Raw genomic sequence first — 23,297 nt, 5'->3', positions numbered from 1 at the left:
CTCTGAGGTCATGGTTCGTTGGCGTTGGGCCTGAAAGGCGTGGAGCCAGGGGGCCGACCGCCACCAGGACCCGCAGCATTCGAGGCGCTTTAAAAAACCAGGATTGCATGTTTGTAAGTCGCGGTTATGACGCAGGAGGCGACCCCGGGAAAGAGGAATGTCTCGAAATTCTCGGCGCGCGACATGAACGGCCCAGACGCGATCGGCGGCCCGACCCAGCCGCCACCCTGTAGAAACAAGCTGACTTGTTTTTATCCTAAGGCGGCGCCAGTCTTTAGATGACCGCCAGAGGCGCTCTCCCGAACCAAAGGAGGGAGGGACGCGACGGCGACAGCACGCGCGTTTGGCCGTCCGGGCCATCGACGACTTTGCCGGCCGCGCTCAATCAAGCCAATGCGATGAGGAACAACGGAATGGATATTGATCGCAGGACCCTGATCGCCGCGGGCGCCGCGGTCGCGGCCGCGCCCGCCGCCCATGCGGCCACGCCCTCGAAGTCCGGCTTTCCACGCCGATTTCTATGGGGCGCCGCGACGGCCGGCCATCAGATCGAAGGCAACAACGTCAACGCCGACAATTGGGTCGCCGAGAACACCAAGCCCACGGCCTATGCCGAGCCGTCCGGCGACGCCTGCAACAGCTTCGAGCTGTGGCCGCAGGATCTGGACCTGGTGAAGGCCATGGGCCTGAACACTTATCGCTTCAGCCTGGAGTGGTCGCGGATCGAACCGGAGATGGGGCGTTTCTCTCCGGCCATGCTCGATCACTACAAGGCCATCGTCGCCGGCTGTCACCGGCGCGGACTGACGCCCATGCTGACCTTCAACCACTACACCACGCCTCGCTGGTTCGCCGCGCGCGGGGGCTGGACCGCCCAGGACGCGGCGGACCTGTTCGGCCGCTTCTGCGATCGTTCCGCCCGTCACCTGGCGGATGGCCTTGGCTACGCCACCACCCTCAACGAGCCCAATCTCCCGGAGGTCGTGCGCGCCGCGATCCCGCCCGAGATGCTGGCCAAGCTGACCCCGGTGTTCCAGGCGAGCGCCGAAGCGCAAGCCCGCGCCGCGGGCAGCAAGGTGTTCATCGTCGGCAACTCGATCAGTTACGACGATCCGGCCGCGGTCACCGCCAACAAGATCGCGGGCCATCGCGCGGGGCGCGCGGCGATCAAGGCCGTCCGCGGCGACCTGCCGGTCGGCGTCAGCCTGGCCATCCCCGATGACCAGGCGCTCGGCGAACAGAGCCTGCGCGACACCATGCGCGCCCGCCAGCACGGCGCATGGCTCGAGGCCGTGCGCGGCGACGATTTCCTGGGCGTGCAGAACTACGAGCGGGCGGTTTGGGACGACAAGGGCAAGGTCGAAGCGGAAGCCGCCGGTGATCGCAACCTGGCCGGAACCCCGATCTTCGCCGATTCCCTGGCCAACGCCGTCCGCTATGCCTATGGCGTGGCCCGCGTGCCGATCATCGTCACCGAGCATGGCGTCAACACCGCCGACGACGCGGTCCGGGCGCGGTTCATTCCCGCGGCGCTTCGGGATCTGAAGGCGGTCATGGACGAAGGCGTGCCCGTCCAAGGCTATATTCACTGGAGCCTGCTGGACAACTTCGAGTGGATCTACGGCTACAAAATGAAATATGGCCTCGTCGCGGTCGACCGCATGACGTTCGCGCGGACGCCCAAGGCCAGTTCAAGGATCTATGGCGCGATCGCGCGCCGCAACGCGCTCTAGAACGATCATCGCCTGGACGGCCAGGTTCGCTGGCCGTCCAGGCGATTTTGATCGCTTCCCACCCGATGACCCCGACCGGCTCGCGCGCCGAAGCCGCGCCAGGATCAAGGGTCAGCGGGCAAGCCGCACGGGCGCGATCAGGGTTTGGCTCTAGTTGAGATCATCGCGCTCAAAGCGCATCAGCGTCGCCGCCGCCGCCAGGAGCATCCAAACCCCGAGAACCGCCGCGGACGCGTGAGGGTCGAGCGACAGACGCTCGCCGTGCGCCAGCATCAAGGTCGAACCGCCCCCCTTGGCGGCCGCCTCGAGATTGGCGGTATTGTAGAAGGGCGTGGCCTTGATCACCCAGCCCACCAGGCTCGGCGCGTAGGGGCTCGCGGCCAGGGCGATGAACCCGAGCAGCGGCTCGATCAGCACCGCGCCGATGGCGAGCAAGACAGTAGGCAGGATCGATCGGGTGAAAACGGCCGCCAGGCTCGCGAACGCCAGCGTCGACAACAGGGGCGCCCAGATGCCCGCGGCGACCTTCAGGTGGACGCCCAGCACCAGGCCCGCGGATAGGCCAGACGGAAGGCCAGGTCCGATCAGCGCCGCCCGTGACATTGTCCCGGCCAGGACGATCAGATCCGCCGCGATCAAGGCGGTCAGCAGCAGCCCGACCACGACCAGCCATTTGGTCGCGACCAACTGCGTACGCGACCGGGCCGGAATGATCAGCTTCCAGGTGTTCCAACCGTATTCGCCGGCGAAGACGACCGCCACGAAACCAGCCACCAGGATGCGACCGAAGGCCGAGTAGGGCGCTTCGAGCATCATGGCTGTCTGATGCGCCCACTGCCGCGCATCGATCGCAGGGGAGGGCGGATGGGCGCCGCTGACCAAGGCCGCGACGATCGGCGTCCCCACGGCCAGCGCCGCGAAGATCGGATAGATCCAGACCAGGAAAAGGGTGGCGGGATGACGGCTGAGCTTAAGCGTCTCGGCCTTCACGGCGCTAAACATCCGAGTCCCTCGTCATTTCCAGGAAGATCGCTTCCAGATTGGCTTCCTGCGGGGTGATCCGAAGGACGTCGACATTGGCCTGGACCAGCCGTCTCACGATGGCGGGCGCGTCGCCGGGCGCGGCGCTGACGGCAAGCTCACCGCCGTCCGGGCGGACCGGCCAGGTCGCCTGGAGCACCTGGTGCGCAACGGCCTGCGGATACGCGTCCAGCCTGAGGATCTGCTCGCCACGCAGGATCTCCGCGACCGCGCCTTCCTGCATCAGTCGGCCTTTGTGAATGATCGCCACCCGGTCGCAGACCTGCTGGACCTCGTGGAGCAGGTGGCTGGACAGGAACACCGCCTTGCCTTCGTCGGCCAGGGCGCGGACCAGCCGGCGCATGTCCTGGATGCCCGCGGCGTCCAGGCCGTTGGCGGGCTCGTCGAGAATGACCAGGTCCGGATCGTTGAGAAGCGCCGCCGCCACGCCCAGGCGCTGACGCATGCCCAGAGAGTAGGCCTTGACCTTACGATCGGCGTCGCCCCCCAGTTCAACCCGGTCGAGGAGATCCTCGATCGGGGCGCTGGCCAGTCCCCGGGTCAGGGCCAGGGTCTTCAGGTTCTCCCGCCCCGTCAGGAACGGGTAGAAGGCCCCGCCGTCGATCAATGACCCGACACGCTGCAGGGCCCGCCGGCCGTCCCCCTGGCCCTCGAACAGCGAGACCTGCCCATGGGTTGGCCGGATCAACCCCAGGATCATGCGGATGGTGGTGCTCTTGCCCGCGCCGTTGGGTCCCAGAAAGCCGTAGACCTCGCCCGCTCTGACCACGAGCGACACATCCCTGACCGCCTCGCGCGCCTTGTCGCCGCGGCCGTAGGTCTTGCCCAGTTCCGACAGTTCCAGAACTGGCGGCGCGCTTGTGCGCGAAGTCTGCATCGCTTGGCCATCCCCATGCGGCCGGGTCAGGGGCCCGCCCGTGCGCGACCCGGCCGTGGCCGCGTCGCGCACGATCTTACAAACAGGTTCGCTGGTTTGTATAGTCGCTTTCGCGGGGATGCCGCCTCGCCGGGCCGGGCCCTTGGGCGCCGGGCGCCGGGCGCCGGGCGCCGGGCGCCGAACAGGCGGCCGACCCGAACCCAATGCAAGGAGAAAATCCTCGCGCAACTATCAAGCAGGATTGTTTGTTTGTCGCGATCGCTCTAGGTGACGTCGCAAGATCAGCAAGGAGCAGGCGGATGGACCAGGATCGCAAGTCGGGACGGCTCGCGGGCAAGCATTGCTTCGTCACCGGCGCGGCGCAGGGGATCGGACGCAGCATCGCCCTGGCGTTCGCGGCGGAAGGCGCCCAGGTCGTGGCCGCCGACCGGCAGTTCACCGACCCACTCGAGGCGGTCGGCGTGCAGCCGATCCTGCTGGACGTCACCGATCCGGACGCCGTCGCCGCGGCGGCGCGCGACCACGCCGGCGTCGATGTGCTGGTCAACTGCGTGGGCCTGGTGTCGGTCGGGGCGGTGCTGGAAGCCAGCCTGGAGGACCTCGACCGCGCCTATGCGGTCAACGTCCGCAGCATGGCCTGCACGATCCAGGCGTTTCTGCCGGGGATGATCGAACGCTCCAACGGCGCGATCATCAACATCGCCTCGGTCGTCTCCTCGGTCATGGCCGCGCCCGCCCGCTTCGCCTACGCCACCAGCAAGGCGGCGGTCATCGGGCTGACCATGTCCGTCGCGCTCGACTATGTGCGCCAAGGGGTGAGATGCAACGCCATCAGCCCCGGCACCATCGAGACGCCGTCGCTGCATCAGCGCTGGGCGGCCACAGGCGACGTGGCGACCGCCAGGGCCGCGTTCGTCGCGCGCCAGGCGATGGGCCGGCTGGGCCAGCCCGAGGAGATCGCCGCCGCGGCGGTCCTCCTGGCCTCCGACGAAGCCAAATTCATGACGGGCGGCAATCTGATCATCGACGGGGGAATGAGCCTATGAGCAAGCAACTCGCGATCGTCACCGGCGGCAGCACCGGCATCGGACGGCATCTGGTCGAGGCCCTGGTCAAAGCCGGCTACGCGGTGGCGTTCAACCACCTTGGCGCCCCGGCCGAGGCCGACAGCCTCGCCTCGGCCCTGGCGGCCGAGGGCGGGACGGTGATGGCCGCCGCCTGCGACGTCGGGATCAAGGCCGAGGTGGACGCCTTCCACGACGCCGTGGCCCAATGGCATGGCGCCGCGCCGAACCTCTTGGTCAACAATGCCGGCATCCAAACCTGGTCGCCGCTGCTGGATCTTGCCGAAGAGCGCTGGGACGCGGTGATCCAGACCAACCTCAAGGGCAGCTTCCTGAACATCCAGGCCGCGGCGCTTCGCATGAAGGCCGCTGGAGGCGGAGCCATCGTCAATATCGGGTCGGGCTGCAACAAGCTGGCCTTCCCCAATCTTGTCGACTACACGGCCTCCAGGGGCGGGGTGGAGCAACTGACCAAGTCCGCCGCGGTCGAGCTCGGCCCGTTCGGCATCCGGGTCAACTGCGTGGCGCCCGGCGCCATCATCACGGAACGAACCCTGCTGGAGGCCCCCGACTTCGAAGGATCCTGGGCGCCGATCACGCCGCTTCGCCGCGCCGGGCGCCCCGACGACGTCGCCGACGTGGTGCTGTTCTTCGCCAGCCCGTCGGCGCGGTTCGTGACCGGCCAAACCCTGTGGGTGGACGGCGGCGCCTTCACGCGCGCGCCCTGGCCCTACTGATCGCCCCACGACGTCCTAACGTCACGACCTCGGGACCCGCGTCCCGGGGCCAGGACCAAGACCGCTCCTGAACCGGCGGAGACCTGGCTTCACCATCACACCGCTCATGGACCTGGCCAGGGCGTGAGGCCATGTCTCCAGGCCCTCGGCCGCCAAGCCAAGCCAGGGTCAAGCCAGACGTAATGTTCTCGTAACGTCGCCGCCCGCAACTCCAGCATCGCCGCGATCGGCGCCGCTTTTCTGCTGGGTCCTGTTTCGATGATCTTTGATCCTTCTGGTGCGACACGCCGCGCGGTCTTGGGAAGCGGCGTGGGTCTGGCCACGGCGGTATGGGGCGGCATGGCCGCGGCCGGCCCGCGCGGGCGAGGCCGCTTCGATTGGCGATTGCATCGCCCCGAAGAGGCGGGCCTGAGCGCCGCGGGTCTGCAAGGCGTGCGCGCCTCGGTGCAGAAATACATCGACAGCGACCAGCTCACCGGAGCCGTCACGGTTATCGTCCGTCGCAATAAGCTGGTCTGGTTCGAGGCCCAGGGCGTGCGCGATCTCGAGACCCGCGAGCCGCTGCGCAAGGACGACATCTTCCGGATGGCGTCGTCGACCAAACCGCTGGTGGCCCTGTGCGTGCTGATGATGCTCGAGGAGGGCAAGCTTTCGCTCGACGACAAGGTCAGCCGGTTCATTCCGACGTTCAAAAACCCCAGGGTGGTCGTGGCGCCGGAAGGCTGGGTGTCCGACTTCATGAAGATCGCCAAGGATCCCAGCCTGATCGCCAAGAATGCAGCCTTGGCCGACAAGATCACGTTCGTGGCGGCGCGGCGTGAGATCACCATCAAGGACCTGCTGACCCATATCGCGGGGCTGGGCTCCATCGAAAGCTTCGGCGGCCCCAGCTCGGTGGTGAACAAGATACCGGTCAATCCTGGAGAGACGCTCGCCGACGTCGTGCCGCGCCTGGGCGGGGCGGTTCTCGATTTCTCGCCGGGCGAGCGCTGGTCCTACTCGGCGGTCAACGCCTTCGACGTGCTGTTGCGCATCGTCGAAATCACCTCCGGCCAGTCGGCGGAAGTCTTCATGCGCGAGCGCCTGTTCGAGCCCCTGGAGATGCGCGACACCTATTTCAACCTGCCGAGCGACAAGGCCGACCGGCTCGTCAAGCTCTACAACAGGGACGGGGGGACCTGGAAGCCGGGCTTTAGCCCGTTCGGCGTCGCCCCCACGAAATATACCTCCGGGGCCGGCGGCCTGCTCAGCACCGCCCACGACTACATCCAGGTCATGCAGATGCTCTACAACAAGGGCGAATTGAACGGTCGCCGCGTCATCGGCGCCCAGAGCGTCGCCTTGATGTCGTCAAACCAGGTCGGCGACCTGTTCTCCCAGAACCCGTTTGGCCGAAAGGGCACGGGCTTTGGCCTGGGAGTGGCGGTCACCACCGATCCAACGACGGCGCAAGATGGGCGAGGGCGCGGCGCCTTTGGCTGGGACGGCGCGCATGGAACGGACGCCTGGGTCGATCCCGAGCTCGACCTGACCGCCGCCTACTTCGTTCAGCAGCCCGTCAAGGAGGCCAGGGTGGATTTCCAGAAGGCCATCCGCGCGGCCTTGGCGACCTAGGGCGCGCGCCAAGCCTAGCCGCAGACCGAGCCGCGAGCCCGGACGAATCGGGCGCTTGGCCTGTGCGCGCCACGCCGATGGCTCACCCGCCGTGGCGTAATGCTGGCGCAATGTCGGGCAGGCATTTGCGGGGGACAAGCCTCCGACCTTAGGGCGCCAGGAGACCTGGGCGCGACGCTTGACGTCGTGATGTCGCCGGACGGGGCGATACGCCGATCAGGTCGATCCAAAGCGCCCGACGAACGGGTCGAGAAGCGGCCAGGCGCACAAGACGCCGTTCCCCCACCAAGTGAGTATCGTGTTCATGAACCAGTTCTATCGCGCCGCCGGCTGTGTCGCCGCCTTAACCGCCGCGCTCTCCCCTTGCCTTCCGTCAGCCGCGGCCGCCGCCCCGCGCGGCCTGGGAAGCCTTGTTGGCATGCGCCAATGGGAGGCCTCCGACGCGCTCCGCGAACGCGGCTATCGCTACGCCTCGGACCAGGGGCGTCGGGACGCTTCCTGGTGGAACGAGCGCGATCGCCAATGCGTGATCGTGATCTCCAATCGCGGCCGCGTCTCGGACGTCGTCGCGGCCAAGCCGGGCGACTGCGGCCAGAAGGACAAGAAGGACAACACCGGCAAGATCGTGGCCGGCGCCCTGATCGCCGGCGCCGTGGTCGCGGTCGCCGCGGCCTCGGCCGAAGATGCGCGGCGCAAGGAAGAAGCCGAACGTCGCGGCGAGTACAGCCCGGCCAAGGGCGTGACCTGCTGGCGACGCGAGCGGGTTTGCAACGATAGCCGCGGCCGCTCCGAGGCCTGGACGCAGTATGAGTTCCCGGCTCCGGCGTCGTCGTCACCGCGCCGCTAGGGCGACGACGGCTGCGGCGCCCAGCAAGGGCGCCGCAGCGATCGCCGGGGCGGCGGGCGCCAGGCGATCGGGCCTGGCGAGCTCAAGACGATCAGCCCGCCGCGCCAAACGTGAGCCGCACGCGCGTCCCGCCGTCCTGCGGGACGAACGCCACCTGCCCCCCGTGAAGCGTGGCGATCTGGCGCACAAGCGAAAGACCCAGCCCCGCCCCGGTGGCCCGGGGCCTGAGGCGGTAGAAGGGCTCGAACACTCTCTGGCGTTCTTCTGGAGGCACGCCGGGCCCCTGATCAATGACATCGATTGTCGCGGGCCCGGACACCTCGATCGTGATCAGCCCAGCGCCTCCGCCATGCTGGATCGAATTGGTCACCAGATTGGTGACCGCGCGTTCGATCGACACCAAGTCGCCCATGACGATGGCGGGGGCCGCCAGGATCGAAAGTTCCAGGTCATAGCCCTCGGCGATCGCTGCGGGGGCCAGGTCGGCGGCGACCCTCTCGCACAACCCTATCAGATCGACGGGGGCCAAGGCCTGGATCATCGTGAATCGCTGCATGTCCAGAAGCTGCTCTGCGATCGCGCGCAAACGAGCCACGTCCGCGATCAAAGCGTCCCTGTCAGGACCGCGCACCAACACCTCGATCCGTGTCTGCAAGATCGCGATCGGCGTACGAAGCTCATGCGCCGCGTCCGCCAGGAACCGTTGTCGGTTCCTGGCGGACTCCTGGATCCGCGCCAGCGCCCGGTTCATCGCCCGTACCAGCGGTTCGATCTCTTCAGGAACATCGGAGGCCTGCAGGTGACTGGGCGGGGTGTCCAGATCGATCGCCTCGGCCAGGGCGGCGGTCTGGCGCAAGCCGCTCAGCGAGCGGCGCACGACGATCGGCAAAGCGACGAAGGCTAGGAGGACCGGGACCAGCAACACCGGGAGATAGACAATGCCGAGCAAGGCGATCAGGCTCGCCAGGATGGGATTCTCGTCGACCTTGCCGCCATAAAGCACACGAACCTGCCCGGCGCTGGACTTGAGAAGCGCCGCCTTGGCGGTGGATTTCGGGTCCCACCGATCCTTGACCTCGAAGACCGCGGACCTGGGCAGATAGGCCGAGAGCGCCGAGAACCGTTCCGGCACGACCCCGAAGGTCGCCGTGCGCCCCTGGGCGTCGACGGCCACGAACCAGAACCGGGGATAATCGGCCGCGACCTGTGCCAGTCGCTTCGAAGGGCGCACCGTCAGCTGGTTTCCACGCCTGACGAGCGACGCGGCGATCAGAGGCTCCATCGCCGTGTCCGCCGACCTCACGATCAAGGCTTGCGTGCTGATCAGGCTTGAGACGCCGACATTGAGCGCCAGCATCAAGGCCAAAAGCAGCAGCGAGAACCACGAGACCAGCCGCCAGCTGAGCGAGCGGCGACGAAAGAGGAACTTCACGCGCCGACCCTCAACAGATAGCCGACCCCGCGAACCGTCCGGATCTCGACCTTGGCGCCGGCGTCGGACAGGCGCTTCCTGAGCCGCGAGATATGACTGTCCAAAGCATTTGACTGGATCTCGTCGTCATAGCCGTAGACGGCGTCCTCGAGCATGCGGCGCGGAACCGTGCGGCCGGCACGGCGCAGCAGCACCTGCAGAAGCTGAAGTTCCCGGCGCGGCGCGTGCAGGGGTTGGCCGGCGACGGAGGCTTCCCAACAGGTGAGGTCCAGCAGGAGATCGCCTTCCAAAAGATGCGACGGAAGATAGGTCTGCGATCGACGGCTGGCGGCCCTGACCCGGGCGATGAGTTCATCGATCAGGAAAGGCTTGCCGATGTAGTCGTCCGCGCCCTCGTCCAACCCCGAAATCCGGTCTTGGGCGTCATTGCGGGCCGACAGGATAATGGCCGGCGTCGTGACACCGCGTTTGCGCATTTCCGAGAGTAGGCGCAGTCCATCGCCGTCCGGCAGTTGCCGGTCGACCAGCAGCACCTCATGGACCTGATCCATGATGCTCTCACGCGCCAGGGCGAGGGTATCGACATGGTCGACCACAAAGCCGTGCTGATTCAGCGCCGCCTTCAAGGCTAAGGCCATCTGCTGTTCGTCCTCAATCAGCAAGACACGCATTGAAGCTCCGCCGGCCATTCCTTCGCGCATGGACGCCGATCATGGCCGCGGCAACCTAGGATCGCCGTGCTCGAACCTCCAGCCCCAGAGTCCTGCTAGGTCGTCGCACATTGCCGCAACATTACGGCCTGCGCGGGTTCGTCTTCGCGCCGCCGGCCGAACCAGTAGGGGGCGGTTAATCCGCCTAAACGGAATCTCGGACCTTCGAAGGCGACGCGGAGGCCGCGGCCTCAAGATCAAGCCGCGCGAGCGCGCGCGCCTGCGTCGTCGGTTCGCCCGGCGACAGGTCGATCAAGGCCTGTAGCGCCGCGATCAGCGCGCGCTTCTCGTCCAGAGCCTGTTGCAACTGCGCGCGGACGGCCTCGGGAGATCGCCTCATGCGCTGATGATCCAGCGCGCGCCGGATGTGCTCCACCGAAACGCCGATGGCCCGCAACCCCACGATCAGGGTCAGCCGTTCCACCGAAGCCGCGTCGAGGCCTCGGGCGCCGGCGGCGATCTTCTCGCTGCTGATAAGACCAAGCGTTTCGTAATAACGCAGGCCGCGCGTGGTCACCCCCAGACGGGGCGCGAGCGTGCTGATCGGCGTCAGGTGCGTGCGTCGCGCGGGCTGGGGAGACATGAATTCATCGCGGCTTGGGCGAACAATGGAGAAAGCCTATATACAAGCAAGATTGCTTGCTTGTAACCTCCGTTCATCTCCCCGTCCGAACCTGCATTCGGGGAGGGGATCGCACGCCGGCTCCTCACCGAGCGTGCTGGGAAGAGGTCCGGCGCTCCCCCCGAGCGCTGGACCTGCTCAACTCGCGGGCGGCGGCTGTCCTGGGCGCCGCCCGCTTTGCCGCCGGCATGACCGGCCCAGCCGTGCAGGTCGCGGCTGCGCGCCGGTTCGAGTCTTGCTCGCTCGTTCAGGCAGGCTCGCTCCACCGTGCGCCAGCGCCCGCGGCTTTGACGCGTTATCGACCTTGTGGATTGCAGAAGCGCCCCGCCCATGCAATCAAGTCAGCCTTGATTTTAAGTTAGAGACACCGTTGTGCTTGATCCCGAAGTGAAAACGCCCGCGCCCCCTAACGAGGTCCGCGAAACTCGCGTGCGCCGAACGAGCGCCGCCGCGGCCGTTGACGCGCGGGTGGAAGCAATTCTTGCGGCCGCCACGCTCGACGAAAAAATCGCCATGATGTCGGGACGGGGCTTCTTCGCGCAATTTAGGGCCAGTCAGGGACGCTGGTGCGCCGAGCCCTATCGGGCTGGCGGAGGCGTCGATCGCCTGGGCGTTCCGGCCCTCTATTTCACCGACGGGCCCCGCGGCGTCTCCGGCGGAAACTCCACCTGCTTTCCCAGCTCCATGGCCCGCGGAGCCACCTTCGACGCGGACCTAGAGCGGCGGATCGGCGAGGCGATGGGCGTGGAGATCCGCGCTCACGGGTGCAATTTCTCCGGAGCGGTGTGCATCAACCTGCTGCGCCATCCCGCTTGGGGCCGCGCGCAGGAGACCTATGGCGAGGATCCCTGGCATCTGGGCGTCATGGGCGCCTCGCTCGGCTTGGGCATCCAGGCTCATAACGTGGTCGCCAGCGTCAAACACTTCGCCTTGAACTCCATGGAGAACGCCCGCTTCCACATCGACGTCTCGGTCGACGAGCGCGCCCTCCACGAGGTCTATCTGCCGCACTTCAAACACGTGATCGACGCCGGCGTCGGCTCGGTAATGTCAGCCTATAACCGGGTCAACGGCGAGTATTGCGGCCAGAACCGTGCCCTGCTGACCGATATTCTGCGCGGCGAGTGGGGTTTCGAGGGCTTCGTGCACTCCGACTGGATCAAGGGCGTCCATGATCCATACGCCGCCGCCGCGGGGCTCGACGTCGAGAACCCCGAACCGATCGTCTACGCCAAGCTGGCGGCCGCCATCGAGGACGGAAGCGTGGCGCCCGAAGTGGTCGATCAGGCCTGCCAGCGGATTCTTCGCACACAACTACGGCTGACGGATCGTCAGGATCCGCTCCCGGCCTACACTCCCGACCTGGTGGCGAGCGAAACTCACCGGGCCCTGGCGCTGGAGGCCGCGCTCAAGTCGATGGTGCTCCTGGAAAATGACGGCGCCCTGCCTTTGGCGCGCCAGCGCACGGGCAAGTTGGCCGTGCTGGGTCGCCTGGCGGCCCTGGAGAATACCGGCGACAACGGCTCCAGCCGCGTCCACCCTCCCTATGTCGTGACCTTTCTGCAGGGCCTGCAGGCCGAGCTTGGCGAAGACGCCATCCTTCGGGGCGACGAGGCGGATCTGGTCGAAGCCCGCCGCCAGGCGCTGGCCGCCGACGCGGTCGTCGTCGTCGCCGGTTATACCGCCGAGGAAGAGGGCGAGTTCGTCGAGGGCGACGTCTCCCTGGGCATGGCCTCGCCCGACGAGCCTGTGTCCCCGCATGGCGGAGACCGTCTCGAGCTTGGCTTGCCCGCCGATCAGATCGCCTTGATCCGCGCGGCGAGCGAGAGCGGAAGACCGGTGATCGTCGTGTTGGTCGGCGGCGCGGCGATCCTGGTCGAGAGCTGGCGCGATCGGGTCAACGCCATCATCCACGCCTTCTATCCCGGCATGGAAGGCGGTAGGGCGTTGCCTCGGCTTCTCTTCGGCCAGGTCTCGCCTTGCGGCCGCCTGCCGTTCACCGTGGCCAGGAGGGCCGAGGACTACCCCTTCTTCGATCGCGACGCCAAGGCCATCACCTACGACTACTGGCACGGTTACACCAAGTTCGATCGTGAAGGCCTGGAGCCGCGCTACGGCTTCGGCCATGGACTGGCCTACACGCGCTTTGGCTACCGCGCGGCCGCCGCGCGACGACAGGGGGATCGCATCGAAGCCACGCTCGCCGTAACCAATCTGGGGGCGATGGCCGCGGATGACACGGTGTTTCTGTTCATCGGATTTCCAGGCCGCGCGGCGGAGCGACCGATCAAGCTTCTCCGTGGCTTCGAGCGTGTGTGGCTGGAGCCAGGGCAGACCAAGATCGTCCGCCTGTCGGTCGAACTGGCCACCCTGACCTGGCGGGACCCGACGACCCACGACTGGAAGCTCGAAAGCGGTCCGCACAGGGTCATGCTGGGCGGTGACCCGGCGGATCTGCTAGAGGTCATCGTGGACCTCTAAGGCCATCGCCGCCGCGCTTCGGCTCAGGCCCGCAACTTGGACAGGTAGGTATAGGAGCGAGCGATCGATTCCAGGCGCGAGAGCGTGAAGGGCGGCTCCTGCTCGACGTAGAAATGGCGCGCGCCCGCGGCGTAGGCGGCCGGCAGGACACGAGCCCAGTCGACTACCCCCGAGCCCACCTCTGCCGGGGAGGTGACCAGCGCCTGCGACGGCGTGAAGCCCTTGGCGACATCCTTGACGTGAACCTGGCGAACGCGGCCGCGGTGGCGGCCAAAGAACGCGACCGGGTCCAGCCCCGCCGAGCTCACCCAGCCGATATCGATCTCGAAATAGACCAGGCGCGGGTCGGTTTCCCGCGCCAGGATATCCCAACCGGTCCCGGTCCCGATCGGGAGAAACTCGACGCTGTGATTGTGATAGCTCAGCGTGATCCCGTGGGGCGCGAGAGCGGCCGCGCGTTCATTGAGCAATTGGGCCAGGCGCTTCCACATGTCTTCGCCGGCCTGGACCACGGCCTGGGTGATCGCCGTTTCCAGAGCCACGCCGGGCTGCAGCCTCAGGCCCGGCGGCAAGGGGAACATCGGCACCACCAGTTGCCTGACTCCCAGCGCTCCGGCCAGGTCGGCCAGGGCCTGCGGCTCGCTGCGAACCGACACGCCCGCGCCCGCCGCGGGAACATGGAGCGAACTGATCGCCAGCCCCGCCGCATCGGCGGCGCGACGCAGATCGGGCGGTTCACGGCTGAACAGGCCGGGAAGCTCGATGTCGCGATAGCCGATTTCCGCCACGCGCCGCAGCGTTCCTTCAAGGTCCTTCTTAGGCTCATCGCCGAGCGTATAGAGTTGGAGACCGATAGGACGTCCAAGCCGGGTGAAGAAGTCCTTTGAGGGCGCCGCCGCGACCGGCGAACCTTGCGCCGCCGCCGCGGCGGCCAACCCCATCATCAGCGCGCGACGGTCGAGTCTCGTGTGCATTGAAGTCTCCAAATTGTGAGATCGCTCATGCAAGGCATGGGCGGTTTGGGTCGGGGGCAGGGCGCTTGGATAGAGAGGGAGGCTAAAGGCGGGGGTCAGGAGGCCCGGAATCGATGGGCCGAAGAGACCAAAAAGTCGGGCTTGGAAAACGCTTTGGCGGCCAGACGTTCACGCCCTCTCCGTGGTTTGCGCCCCAAACATAGCGGCTGCGGCGCCATTAAATAACATTAAGTCTCGCCTGCTTGTAAAGTCGCTGCGCTTTCGATATTTCATAGGCTCTGAGCCGGGGAGGAGTATGCCCGAACCGGCCGCCGCCCGCTGCGGTCGGCGTTCACGCTCGTTGGCGTATCCACCTCGCCCCCCGACGCCGTCGATGACGCTCTTCGACGGCTCGGTCTCCCATCGGCTCCAAGATCAGCACGAGATCGCCAACATGGCCCATCACTTGCGCCTCCATATCCTGTCCGCCGCGGCCGTCGTGTTGGCGACGTGCGGCGCCCAGGCCCAGGCGCGCGCGCCCGATCACGGCCTGGCCGGCCCTGCCCCGCAACAGGCCGCGCCCGCTGAACCCGACGCCGTGGAAGAGGTCGTCATCGAGGCTCGGCGTTCCGGCGCGCCGATGTGGCAGATCACCAAGGGCCAGACGACGATCCTGCTGGTCGGGGAGATCACCGAGGTGCCCAAGGCCACGCCCTGGCGGCCCGACCGATTGGAGACCGCCACGGCGCACTCCGAACACGTCATCCTTGGCGTCCAGGAAAAGGTTTCGCCGGCCGATGTCTTTCGACTTTTCTGGCGCGGCGCGAAGATCGTTCAGTTGCCAAAGGGCGAGACTGTCGCGGACTTTCTGACGCCTCAACAGCTTCGCCGGCTGATCGCGCTGGAGCAGAAAAATGGCCGCTCCTATCAGCGCCAACACCCGCTCGTTACAGCGACAGATTTGCTCAATCGCCTGAAATTCAATCGCAACACGACCGATGACGCCAGCGACGTGGTCCGACGCACCGCGCGCCGCAACAGCATCCCGACCCGACCAGTCGGCCGGGTCTATGGAGACGAGCTAGTCGACAGCCTGCTGCAGGCCCCGCCCGCCGCCCATGTCCCCTGTCTGGACGCGGCCATGGCGGCGGCCGAGGCGGGCGAGGGCGTCGTGCGCGAACGCGGAGACGCCTGGACTCGGTTTGACGTTCCCAAGGTCATGGCCTCGCCCTTGGAAAGGGCGCTGGGCGCGTGCTTCCCGTGGGGGGATCCCCGGTTTGGTCCCGAGCTTCGCGGCCAGTGGACGGACGCCGTGTCCGAGGCGCTCAAGACACCGGGCGTGACGCTCGGCGTCGCGCCATTGCGCGTGCTGGCCGAAAAGGGCGGCGTCCTGGACCGTCTCCACGCCGAGGGCCTCCAGATCGAAGGGCCGGCCTGGCGGCCGCGGGATCAAGGGGCGAACTGAGCCCTGGGCCGCGCGGTCTCCAAGACCGCGCGCCCTTCGATCCTGGCGCCTCCCGACTGCCAAGTCCCGCGCACCGCCGCCTCTGTCACGGCGCGTCCTGTCAGCGATCACTCGCGCCGCGTCCTGCCTCCAGGCCAAGACCTGACCGCTAGCGGCAGTTCGCCCGATCTAGGGATCAACCCTGCCTCAGCGCAGATATCGCGTCGCTGGTCTCGGATAGGGCAAGATGGGCGTTCTGACGCACCTGAAGCTTTCCGCCTTCAAGGGATCGCCCTTGCCGTCGTAGCGCGGCGAAGCAGGAAACGCGCAGACCGGACGCGCCTCGGGCGTGGCCCCTTCCATCGCGAACGGCGGAAACGAGTAGGCTTGCGGGGACTTGGCCGCGAGCATCTCGTCGGGCGCGGCGCCGCGTTCGACCCAGGTTTCAAGCGCGGTGAGAAGGTCGTTGCGAGGCGACAGCGCCACGCCCGGCTTCAAATCCATCAACTGGCCGATATCGTTGGCTCCCGGGCCGGTGGCGCAATGGCCAAGGCCCGGCACCATGAACAGCCTGGCGAAGGTCTCGCGGGCTTTGCCCTTGGCCGAGACCTGCTGATAGTAGTCCACCGAGCCCAGCGGCGTGATGATCCCATCGGCCCAGCCGTGATACATGATCAACTTGCCGCCCTTGGCGGCGAAGGCCGTCAGATCAGGATCCATCGCGTTGAGCGCCGACCCGTAGGCCGCGTCGAGCGCATCCAGATCATGGTCGAAGTCGAAGCTGGACGCGGGACGCTCGGGCGGAAGGATCCAATGGGTGATGTCAAAGCCGCTGCTGGGCAGGAGTGAGGCGTCATACAGCGGGAAGATCAGTTCCTCCGCCCCTCGCACGTCCGGGAAATAGTACCGCTCCCCCGTCCGCGGATTGGCGACGCCCGCATAGACCTTCTCCAGAGCGCCGACCTGGGCGTTCGACAGGCATTGAGCCTTATCCTGCACGCGCTCGCAGGACAGGTCGCGTGGCGAGAGAGTGCACGCCAGAGGATTGGTCAGGAACCGATCGCCGGGCGCGCCGCCGTCTCGGCCGGCGCAGGCCCTGATGATCGCCTTTTGCCAGGCCGCCATCAGCGGCATGGGGATCACCGAGCCTGGCTGGGTTCCGATCTGCCGAAGCGCGGAATAGTGGATGTGCTGGTGGGTGCGGTTGTGCGCCGGAGCGCCCGCGATGATCCCATCGTAGTCGTCAGGGAACTTCTGCGCTTCGGTGAGCGCCTGATTGCCCCCCGTGGAACAGCCGACGAAGTAGGCGCGCGAGGCGCCCCTCCCATAGAAGCGGGCGACCAGCACCTTGGACAACTGCGTCATGGCGTGGGTTGAGCGCATCCCAAAGTCGCGGATCTGCTCGGGCCGGCCGTTGCCGAAATTGAACTCCACGCCGGCGACGGCGGCCGGCGCGCTGCCCATGTCCGTGGTGGCGGTGGCATAGCCGCGCTTCAAACCCGCGGCCAAGCCGGACGAGCCGATCTTGCCGGCGTGGCCGGCATTGCCGACGCCCAGGAACTTGCCGTTCCAGCCGGCCGCTTGCGGCAGCCACAGCTCGATCAGGATCTGTGAGGCGGGGGAAGGACTAGCGACGGCGAAGATGCGACAGAATGCGGGCAGGGCGGTCAGGCGCACCCCGTCCGAGGCGGTGTAGTCGCCCGCGGCGATCTGCTGGGACATGACCACGACCGCGTCGCCGACCCTGGCGCCGCCGCCGAGGGCCTCGCAAGGCTCCGCGGCTCTGGCCGGCGAGGACGCCATCGCGGCGAAAAGCCCGAGCAGCACGAGCGCCGCAAGGCGTATTCTCCCGACTGTAGCGGCCAGACCCAACTTCCATCCTCCCCTGGAGATTGCACGCCGCGCCTGTAAGACCGGCATGAACGCCGCCACAACCAACGCCCGCTGCGGGCGGCGGCCGCGCCTGAACGGCGGAGGCGACCTCGTCGCATTAAGCACGCCCCTCAGCCATTTGCAAACAGTATGGCTTGTATATAGATGATGGGTAACGGTCGCCGACAAGCGCGCCCGCGCGGCGAGAAATGGCCGCCTGGCTTTATTCGTCGGATGCGCCCAGGCGACTCCTTAGGCTTCAGCTCAATCGATAGGGAAGCACATGAACTGGAATCGTCGAACCGTGGTGGGAGCCGGCGCGGCGCTGGCCGCCATGCCGCTGGGAGGCGCGAAGGCGTCCACACCCAAGGCGAAAGCCTTTCCCAAGGGCTTCCTCTGGGGCGCGGCCACCGCGGGCCACCAGGTCGAAGGCAACAACGTCAACAGCGACTTCTGGGTCGCCGAGACCGTCAAGCCGACGATCTTCGCCGAGCCGTCCTTGGACGCCGACAACAGCTTCGAGCTTTGGCCAAGCGATCTGGACCTAGTCAAATCGCTTGGACTTAACACCTACCGCTTCAGCCTGGAGTGGTCCCGCATCGAACCTGAGCCGGGCGTGTTCTCTCGCGCCATGCTCGATCACTACAAGGCCATGATCGAGGGGTGCCGCGCGCGAGGACTCACCCCCATGGTCACCTTCAGCCATTTCACGACGCCCCGGTGGTTCGCCGCGCGCGGCGGCTGGACGAACCCCGACGCGCCCGAACTCTTTGCTCGCTACTGCGATCGCGCCGCCCGTCATCTGGCGGGCGGCATCGCCTACGCTATGACGCTGAACGAACCCAACGACATCCGCGATCCGGCGAGCGTGGCCAAGCTCGCTACGATCAAGCCGCGCCTGGACGCGATGCTCGCCGCCGCCGCCAAGGTCGTGGGCAGTGATCGGTTCGTCTTCGCCAACCTCGGCGTCACCGATTTCGATCAATACACGAAGACCCTCATCGCCGCGCACAAGGCCGGCCGCGCCGCGATCAAGGCCGCGCGGGGCGACTTGCCCGTCGGGGTGACCCTGGCCATGCCGGACGACCAAGCCGTCGGTCCCGACAGCATGCGCGACAGGTTCCGGGCCCAGGCCTACCTGCCGTGGCTGGAGGCGGCGCGGTCGGATGATTTCCTGGGCGTGCAGAACTACGAGCGCCAGCGCTGGGACGCCAAGGGCAAGCTGGAGCCCGAACCGGGCGGCTTGCGCAACGCCGGCGGCGGGGAGGTCTATCCCGCCTCGCTGGCCAACGCCGTGCGCTACGCCTATTCGCTAGCCCAGGTGCCGATCATCGTCACCGAGCACGGCATCAACACCCATGACGACGCCTTACGGGTCGACATGATCAAGCAATCCCTGGCCGAGTTGAAGCGCGCCATGGACGAGGGTGTCCCCGTCAAAGGCTACGTCCATTGGTCCTTGCTCGACAATTTCGAGTGGATCAGCGGCTACAAGCATCAATATGGTCTCGTCGCCGTCGACCGGACCACGTTCCGCCGCACGCCCAAGCCCAGCGCCGGCGTGCTGGGCGCCATCGCGCGAGCCAACGCGCTGCCGAGCGCCTGAGGGCCGCGTATCGGGGCGATCCGATGACGCGCGATCGCCCCGATACGCCCGCCAGACCATTATCGCCGAGGACATCGACGAAGCTTGCCGCTCGCCAAACCGGTCTGTGGCTTGTCAATGATGAGCGTGATCGATCGTGATCCGCCGGGGCCGCATGAAAGTGGCGCAGGCGGCGCCCCCGCTTCGGACAGGTTGCGCTTCCAAAGTGGGAGGCCGGTCTCCTGGCGGATCGCAAGGCGGTCGGCGCGGCCTGCGCCAACCGCCCCCCTGGCTATTTCGGCTTGGCGGCCAGAGCCTTCAAAAAGACCTCCAAAGTCTTCGGGATCTTGTCTTCTTCCACCGTATGGATCGAGCTCTGCTGACGCTCTTTCACGAACTTCTGGAGGAAGGCTTTCATCTCATTGACCGAGTCGCCGGCAGGGGTGCCGGCGATGATGTGGTCGCCTTGTGGGTAGTCAACGAACCACTTGGGATAATCGGGCCCAGGGAACAGTCGCGAATAGGCCACCGGTCCATAGCCGGAGAACGGACCCTGCACCTCGTCATAGGTCACCAGTTGATCCTTGGCGCCGTGGAAGAACATGATCGGCGCGGGCTTGTTCTTGAAGGTCAGCGGCGTATTGGCCTTGAGCCAGAACGCGCCCGCCATCGAGATGACGCCGGCATATCGGAAGTTCGGCGGAAGATGGGCCTTGGCCAGGTCCGTCTCGTTGGCGATGTTGTATTCAGCCACCAGGGAGCTTGTGGCCCCCGCGCTGCCGCCCATCAGAACGATCTGATTCTTGTCGATATTCCACTCATCAGCGTGTTTCAAGACGAGCGAGGTGGCGTCGAAGACGTCCTCGACGCTCCACTCGATGGCCCGAAGATACATTGCCGTGCTGGTCTCGGGGCTGAACTCGTTTCGCTGCTTGGCGATCTTGACGCCTAGCCGGTAGTCGACGGCGATCACGGTGTAGCCCGAGGAGGCCCATTCGCGCAGGCCGGGGGCCAGGCCGGGATCATTTCTCGCCCCGCCCTCCCAGCCGCCGCCATACAGAAACACGATCACGGGCTGCTTGCCGGCCGCCTTCAACGACGTATCAACGATGCGATCAAACTTGAGGGCCTCGCCCTCGCGGGTCGCGTAGGTATAGGTCGTCAACTGGTACTTCAATTTGGCGGGCGCCGGCTTCGCGGCGGCGGCCTTGGCCGACGCCGCATAAGCTTGGTCCAATACGCAAGTCGTTGTCAGCAGCGCGGCGAGAAGCGCTGAACAGGCGAGACGTTTCATGGGTTTTCCTTGAGGAGGTTTGAGGGTTCTCACGCCACGAGCCAAGTCCGCGCCCGTCGGATCGGCTAGAGGCGCGCCCCTCAAGCCCATCGTCCTGTCCACCGACCTGGCCATGGCGAACATCAAAGTGTAATGAAAAGCAGGTCAGCCTGTTTGTGTCCAGTCCGAGCATGGATCATCGGCCTCCGACCTTTGGCGCTCGCCAGGGATCACCGGATACAAGCGTACAAAAAGGCCAGCCACGGCGCGCCGTGACTGGCCAATCTCATGACGTGACCGCGTTGGCGCTCAGGCGGTCCGCGGGTCCTGGGACCAGGGGGAGGCGCGCCGACCGCCGGTCGGCGCGCAAGCCTTGTTAGAACCGAGCATCCAAGGTGGCGCCCCAGGTGCGTCCCATCGCGGGCGTGATCCAGAACGAGCGCCCCGCACCGCCATTGAAGCCCGACAGGACGTCGTACGAAAGCTGGTCATAGTGCTTGTCGAGCAGGTTTCGGCCAAAGAGGCTCAGGCCCCAGTGTCCGTCGGTGGATCGAACCCCGACGCGACCGCCCAAGAGCCAGTGCTCGGGCTGGCCGATCATCGGATCGGGGGTGGCTTGGGTGAACTGCTTGGACTCGTAGGTCAGATCCGATTGCACAAAGCCGGTCAGGCCCGACGAGATTTCCTTGGCGTACTCGCCATTCAACAGAACCCGCCACTTGGGGACTCCGGCGATCTGGGAGACCGGCTTGGTCGTCCCCGCGGCCGAACAGGCGCCCACGCCGGCGACCTGGCTGGGCGCGCAGGCCACCAGGAAGCTGTCGGAATATGAGGCGTCGTTATAGATCGCGCCGGCGCTGAAGGTCAGCTCGCGCGTGGCGCGGCCGGTGAGGTTCACCTCCACGCCCTTGCTGACGATGTTTGGCGCATTGCCCTGCCCAAAGCCGGCGACCGGGTTGGTGGCGGTCGCGGGCGAATAGACCGAGGTCTGGAAGTCCTTCACCTTGTTGTGGAACAGCGCGACCGTTCCAAGCACGCGCCCGTCCAGGAACGCGCCCTTCAGGCCCGCCTCGTAGTACATGGGGATCTCGGGCTTGATGACCGGCGTGACCAGCGGCGGGGAGGCCTGGTCGTTGACCGCCGGGCCCTTGTAGCCGCGGGTCGCCGTGAAATAGGCGTTCAGCTCACGCGACCAGACGTATTGCGCGCCCAGTTTCCAGGAGAAGTTGTCGGTCTTCACCTTGGCGTTGACCGGCGCCAGGAAGAAGGCGGGCGAGTAGATGTAGCCGTAGTCGGCGACGCTGGGCGTGGTGGTGTTGGTCAGGGACTGGGAGACGTCCTTGAGGGTGTCGTCGGTATAGCGCGCGCCGGCGATCAGGGAGAAGGCGTCGGTGACATGGTAGGTGGCTTGGCCGAACGCGGCCATGCTGCGGCTGTAGATGTCCAGCTTGGCGATGCGGCCGATCCGCAGCGGCGGCGGCAGGGCGCCCAGACCGCCGGCCTGGATCACCTGGTCGCGCTGGTCGGTCTGCGAGTAGAACAGACCCGCGACATATTCGAGCTTTTCGCCGGCGGGAGAGGTCAGGCGAAGCTCCTGGCTGATCGTGCTCAGCCGCTCGGGCGTCAGGTTGGTGCTGAGGATGTCGGTGGACAGGAAATCGCTGTCGCCGCCCAGGCCGTTATAGTCGAAGTCACCGGTCTGGCGGTGCCGGTAGGCGGTGATCGAGGTCAGGGTGAACCCGCCCACCTGATAGTCGACCTGGCCCGAGAAGCCGTACTTGGTGTCGCGACCCGGCACCTTGGAATTGCCTTCGGCGCAGTTTTGCCGGTTCGAAAGGCTCGCGACGATGCCGCAGGCGGCGAGCCGGGCCTGCAGCGCCGCCGTCGGGGCGATGGCATAGGCGACATCGCGAAGGCCATTGGAGCCGGCGCGGTCATAGTCAGCGATCAGGTTGATGGCCAGATCGCTGCTGGGCTCCCACAGGAAGCGCCCGCGCACCCCGGTGCTGTGGCTTTCCGGCTTGCCGCCCGTCAGCGTGTTTCGGACGATGCCCTCGTTCTCGTCGCGATGCGCGCTGATGCGCAACGCCGCATTGTCGCTCACCGGCACGTTCACGACGCCCTGCAGGCGCACGAAGCCGGCATTGCCGACGTCGGCGTGGCCGATCGCCTCGAAGCGGCTGGGATTGGGAGCCTTGGTGACGATGTTGATCACGCCCGCCGAGGCGTTCTTGCCAAACAGCATGCCCTGAGGACCGCTAAGGACCTCCACACGCTCGACGTCGAAGATGCTGCTGACCTGCGACGCGCCCACCGCCGGGTGACCCAGTTCGACACCGTCGAGCACCACGGCGACCGCCCCTTCCGATGAGCGGGCCGCGCCGTTGGTGGACACGCCACGGACCGAGCCGTTGGCGCTGATCGAGGGAACCGCGCGCGAAAGGTCGCTGATGGAGGTGATGTTCTGGCGCTGCAGTTGATCCGAACCGACAGCGGCGACCGACAGGGGCACTTCGATCAAGCGCTGTTCGCGCTTCTGCGCGGTCACGACGAGTTCCTCGATCGTATCAACGCTCGCCGGCTGCGAGGCCGGAGCCGAGGCCGTCTGAGCGCTGGCGGCGGCGGTGATGGCGAACGTCGACGAAGCGGCGACGAGTCCGAGAATCCAGTGACGATGGCTCATTAAATCCCTCCCCGGGTTTTTTGCCTCTCGCGCCCGGCGCGGCTGGTCGCCGCCGCCGGATCCGCGAGGAGCTGGCTATTGTCCGGCGAGGATAGGACATCACAATCATCTGCTCAAATAACAAACCGGTATTTCCTGTTTGTTTTTTAGGAACGTAGCGTTTTGGACACAGGACCGGCGATTAGGCACCAATTTTTCCGCGACACGTGAGGTTGAACTTGAACCAAGTGCGCCTCCCATCGACAGCGCGCCAAGCACAATTAAATCCTCTAGTTGCAGCGCAATCATCAGATGTTTGCTCTGCATTTCGCGCGCCCGACGGACACCGG

Annotated in this window: 17 protein-coding genes; 8 read left to right on the top strand and 9 right to left on the bottom strand. The window is 66.5% G+C overall.

Annotation, left to right across the window (positions count from 1 at the left end):
• Positions 1-413 precede the first annotated feature (413 nt).
• Positions 414-1,733 (top strand): family 1 glycosylhydrolase, encoded by a 1,320-nt coding sequence (locus tag G3M57_RS26710; protein ID WP_163233951.1) that lies wholly within the window; start codon positions 414-416, stop codon positions 1,731-1,733.
• Positions 1,734-1,883: 150 nt separating this feature from the next.
• Here the strand turns inward: G3M57_RS26710 and G3M57_RS26705 are convergent, their stop codons facing one another.
• Both G3M57_RS26705 and G3M57_RS26700 read right to left on the bottom strand, forming a co-directional pair.
• On the bottom strand, positions 1,884-2,723 hold the full coding sequence (locus G3M57_RS26705) for an ABC transporter permease (RefSeq protein ID WP_163233950.1): 840 nt from the start codon (positions 2,721-2,723) through the stop codon (positions 1,884-1,886).
• Positions 2,724-2,727: 4 nt separating this feature from the next.
• A complete protein-coding gene (locus G3M57_RS26700; RefSeq protein WP_163233949.1) occupies positions 2,728-3,651 on the bottom strand; it encodes an ABC transporter ATP-binding protein in 924 nt (307 codons plus the stop codon).
• 299 nt (positions 3,652-3,950) lie between these two features.
• Here G3M57_RS26700 and G3M57_RS26695 point away from each other — a divergent pair, with 299 nt between their 5' ends.
• The 4 genes from G3M57_RS26695 to G3M57_RS26680 all read left to right on the top strand — a co-directional run bounded on the left by G3M57_RS26695 (position 3,951) and on the right by G3M57_RS26680 (position 7,913).
• Positions 3,951-4,697, top strand: a complete 747-nt coding sequence (locus tag G3M57_RS26695; protein ID WP_163233948.1) for an SDR family oxidoreductase — start codon at positions 3,951-3,953, stop codon at positions 4,695-4,697.
• Entirely contained in the window at positions 4,694-5,452 is a 759-nt protein-coding gene (locus tag G3M57_RS26690; RefSeq protein WP_163233947.1) for an SDR family NAD(P)-dependent oxidoreductase, read from the top strand. Before G3M57_RS26695 ends, G3M57_RS26690 begins: the two co-directional genes overlap by 4 nt.
• 309 nt (positions 5,453-5,761) lie before the next feature.
• Positions 5,762-7,066 carry a serine hydrolase domain-containing protein gene (locus G3M57_RS26685; protein WP_230983863.1) on the top strand — a complete coding sequence of 435 codons (1,305 nt, stop codon included), beginning with the start codon at positions 5,762-5,764 and terminating at the stop codon, positions 7,064-7,066.
• Between the two features lie 418 nt (positions 7,067-7,484).
• Entirely contained in the window at positions 7,485-7,913 is a 429-nt protein-coding gene (locus tag G3M57_RS26680; protein WP_163233945.1) for a YcgJ family protein, read from the top strand.
• Positions 7,914-8,004: 91 nt separating this feature from the next.
• Here G3M57_RS26680 and G3M57_RS26675 read toward each other — a convergent pair whose 3' ends face one another.
• The 3 genes from G3M57_RS26675 to G3M57_RS26665 form a co-directional block, all read right to left on the bottom strand.
• Positions 8,005-9,345 (bottom strand): sensor histidine kinase, encoded by a 1,341-nt coding sequence (locus G3M57_RS26675; protein WP_163233944.1) that lies wholly within the window; start codon positions 9,343-9,345, stop codon positions 8,005-8,007.
• Positions 9,342-10,016 (bottom strand): response regulator transcription factor, encoded by a 675-nt coding sequence (locus tag G3M57_RS26670; RefSeq protein ID WP_163233943.1) that lies wholly within the window; start codon positions 10,014-10,016, stop codon positions 9,342-9,344. The genes G3M57_RS26675 and G3M57_RS26670 overlap by 4 nt, the downstream gene beginning before the upstream one ends.
• Positions 10,017-10,200: 184 nt before the next feature.
• On the bottom strand, positions 10,201-10,638 hold the full coding sequence (locus G3M57_RS26665) for a MerR family transcriptional regulator (RefSeq protein ID WP_163233942.1): 438 nt from the start codon (positions 10,636-10,638) through the stop codon (positions 10,201-10,203).
• Between the two features lie 468 nt (positions 10,639-11,106).
• Between G3M57_RS26665 and G3M57_RS26660 the strand changes: the two genes are divergently transcribed.
• Complete coding sequence (locus G3M57_RS26660) at positions 11,107-13,158, top strand: beta-glucosidase (RefSeq protein WP_163233941.1); 2,052 nt, start codon at positions 11,107-11,109, stop codon at positions 13,156-13,158.
• A gap of 23 nt (positions 13,159-13,181) precedes the next feature.
• On the opposite strand, the gene G3M57_RS26655 is transcribed toward G3M57_RS26660, so the two are convergent.
• On the bottom strand, positions 13,182-14,093 hold the full coding sequence (locus tag G3M57_RS26655) for a sugar phosphate isomerase/epimerase family protein (protein ID WP_163233940.1): 912 nt from the start codon (positions 14,091-14,093) through the stop codon (positions 13,182-13,184).
• Between the two features lie 334 nt (positions 14,094-14,427).
• Here G3M57_RS26655 and G3M57_RS26650 point away from each other — a divergent pair, with 334 nt between their 5' ends.
• Positions 14,428-15,576 carry a TraB/GumN family protein gene (locus G3M57_RS26650; RefSeq protein WP_244322644.1) on the top strand — a complete coding sequence of 383 codons (1,149 nt, stop codon included), beginning with the start codon at positions 14,428-14,430 and terminating at the stop codon, positions 15,574-15,576.
• A 186-nt stretch (positions 15,577-15,762) separates the two neighbouring features.
• Here G3M57_RS26650 and G3M57_RS26645 read toward each other — a convergent pair whose 3' ends face one another.
• Entirely contained in the window at positions 15,763-17,487 is a 1,725-nt protein-coding gene (locus tag G3M57_RS26645; protein WP_163233939.1) for a tannase/feruloyl esterase family alpha/beta hydrolase, read from the bottom strand.
• Between the two features lie 223 nt (positions 17,488-17,710).
• Between G3M57_RS26645 and G3M57_RS26640 the strand changes: the two genes are divergently transcribed.
• Positions 17,711-19,033, top strand: a complete 1,323-nt coding sequence (locus tag G3M57_RS26640) for a glycoside hydrolase family 1 protein (protein ID WP_163233938.1) — start codon at positions 17,711-17,713, stop codon at positions 19,031-19,033.
• 271 nt (positions 19,034-19,304) lie between these two features.
• Here G3M57_RS26640 and G3M57_RS26635 read toward each other — a convergent pair whose 3' ends face one another.
• Together G3M57_RS26635 and G3M57_RS26630 are read right to left on the bottom strand one after the other, a co-directional pair.
• Complete coding sequence (locus G3M57_RS26635) at positions 19,305-20,306, bottom strand: alpha/beta hydrolase (protein ID WP_163233937.1); 1,002 nt, start codon at positions 20,304-20,306, stop codon at positions 19,305-19,307.
• Between the two features lie 355 nt (positions 20,307-20,661).
• Positions 20,662-22,968, bottom strand: coding sequence for a TonB-dependent receptor (locus tag G3M57_RS26630; protein ID WP_163233936.1), 2,307 nt, complete (start codon positions 22,966-22,968; stop codon positions 20,662-20,664).
• Between the last annotated feature and the right edge of the window lie 329 nt (positions 22,969-23,297).

It is taken from the genome of Caulobacter rhizosphaerae (assembly GCF_010977555.1).
GTDB lineage: Bacteria > Pseudomonadota > Alphaproteobacteria > Caulobacterales > Caulobacteraceae > Caulobacter > Caulobacter rhizosphaerae.
The sequence above is the reverse complement of the archived record's forward strand: the minus strand, read 5'-3'. Positions and strand labels throughout refer to the sequence as shown.

What these genes read in the sequence shown, in the direction of transcription:
- G3M57_RS26710 (WP_163233951.1), top strand. Translation starts at nt 414, where the DNA reads ATGGATATTGATCGCAGGACCCTGATCGCCGCGGGCGCCGCGGTCGCG.
- G3M57_RS26700 (WP_163233949.1), bottom strand. Translation starts at nt 3,651, where the DNA reads ATGCAGACTTCGCGCACAAGCGCGCCGCCAGTTCTGGAACTGTCGGAA.
- G3M57_RS26695 (WP_163233948.1), top strand. Translation starts at nt 3,951, where the DNA reads ATGGACCAGGATCGCAAGTCGGGACGGCTCGCGGGCAAGCATTGCTTC.
- G3M57_RS26690 (WP_163233947.1), top strand. Translation starts at nt 4,694, where the DNA reads ATGAGCAAGCAACTCGCGATCGTCACCGGCGGCAGCACCGGCATCGGA.
- G3M57_RS26680 (WP_163233945.1), top strand. Translation starts at nt 7,485, where the DNA reads ATGCGCCAATGGGAGGCCTCCGACGCGCTCCGCGAACGCGGCTATCGC.
- G3M57_RS26670 (WP_163233943.1), bottom strand. Translation starts at nt 10,016, where the DNA reads ATGCGTGTCTTGCTGATTGAGGACGAACAGCAGATGGCCTTAGCCTTG.
- G3M57_RS26665 (WP_163233942.1), bottom strand. Translation starts at nt 10,638, where the DNA reads ATGTCTCCCCAGCCCGCGCGACGCACGCACCTGACGCCGATCAGCACG.
- G3M57_RS26650 (WP_244322644.1), top strand. Translation starts at nt 14,428, where the DNA reads ATGCCCGAACCGGCCGCCGCCCGCTGCGGTCGGCGTTCACGCTCGTTG.
- G3M57_RS26640 (WP_163233938.1), top strand. Translation starts at nt 17,711, where the DNA reads ATGAACTGGAATCGTCGAACCGTGGTGGGAGCCGGCGCGGCGCTGGCC.
- G3M57_RS26635 (WP_163233937.1), bottom strand. Translation starts at nt 20,306, where the DNA reads ATGAAACGTCTCGCCTGTTCAGCGCTTCTCGCCGCGCTGCTGACAACG.
- G3M57_RS26630 (WP_163233936.1), bottom strand. Translation starts at nt 22,968, where the DNA reads ATGAGCCATCGTCACTGGATTCTCGGACTCGTCGCCGCTTCGTCGACG.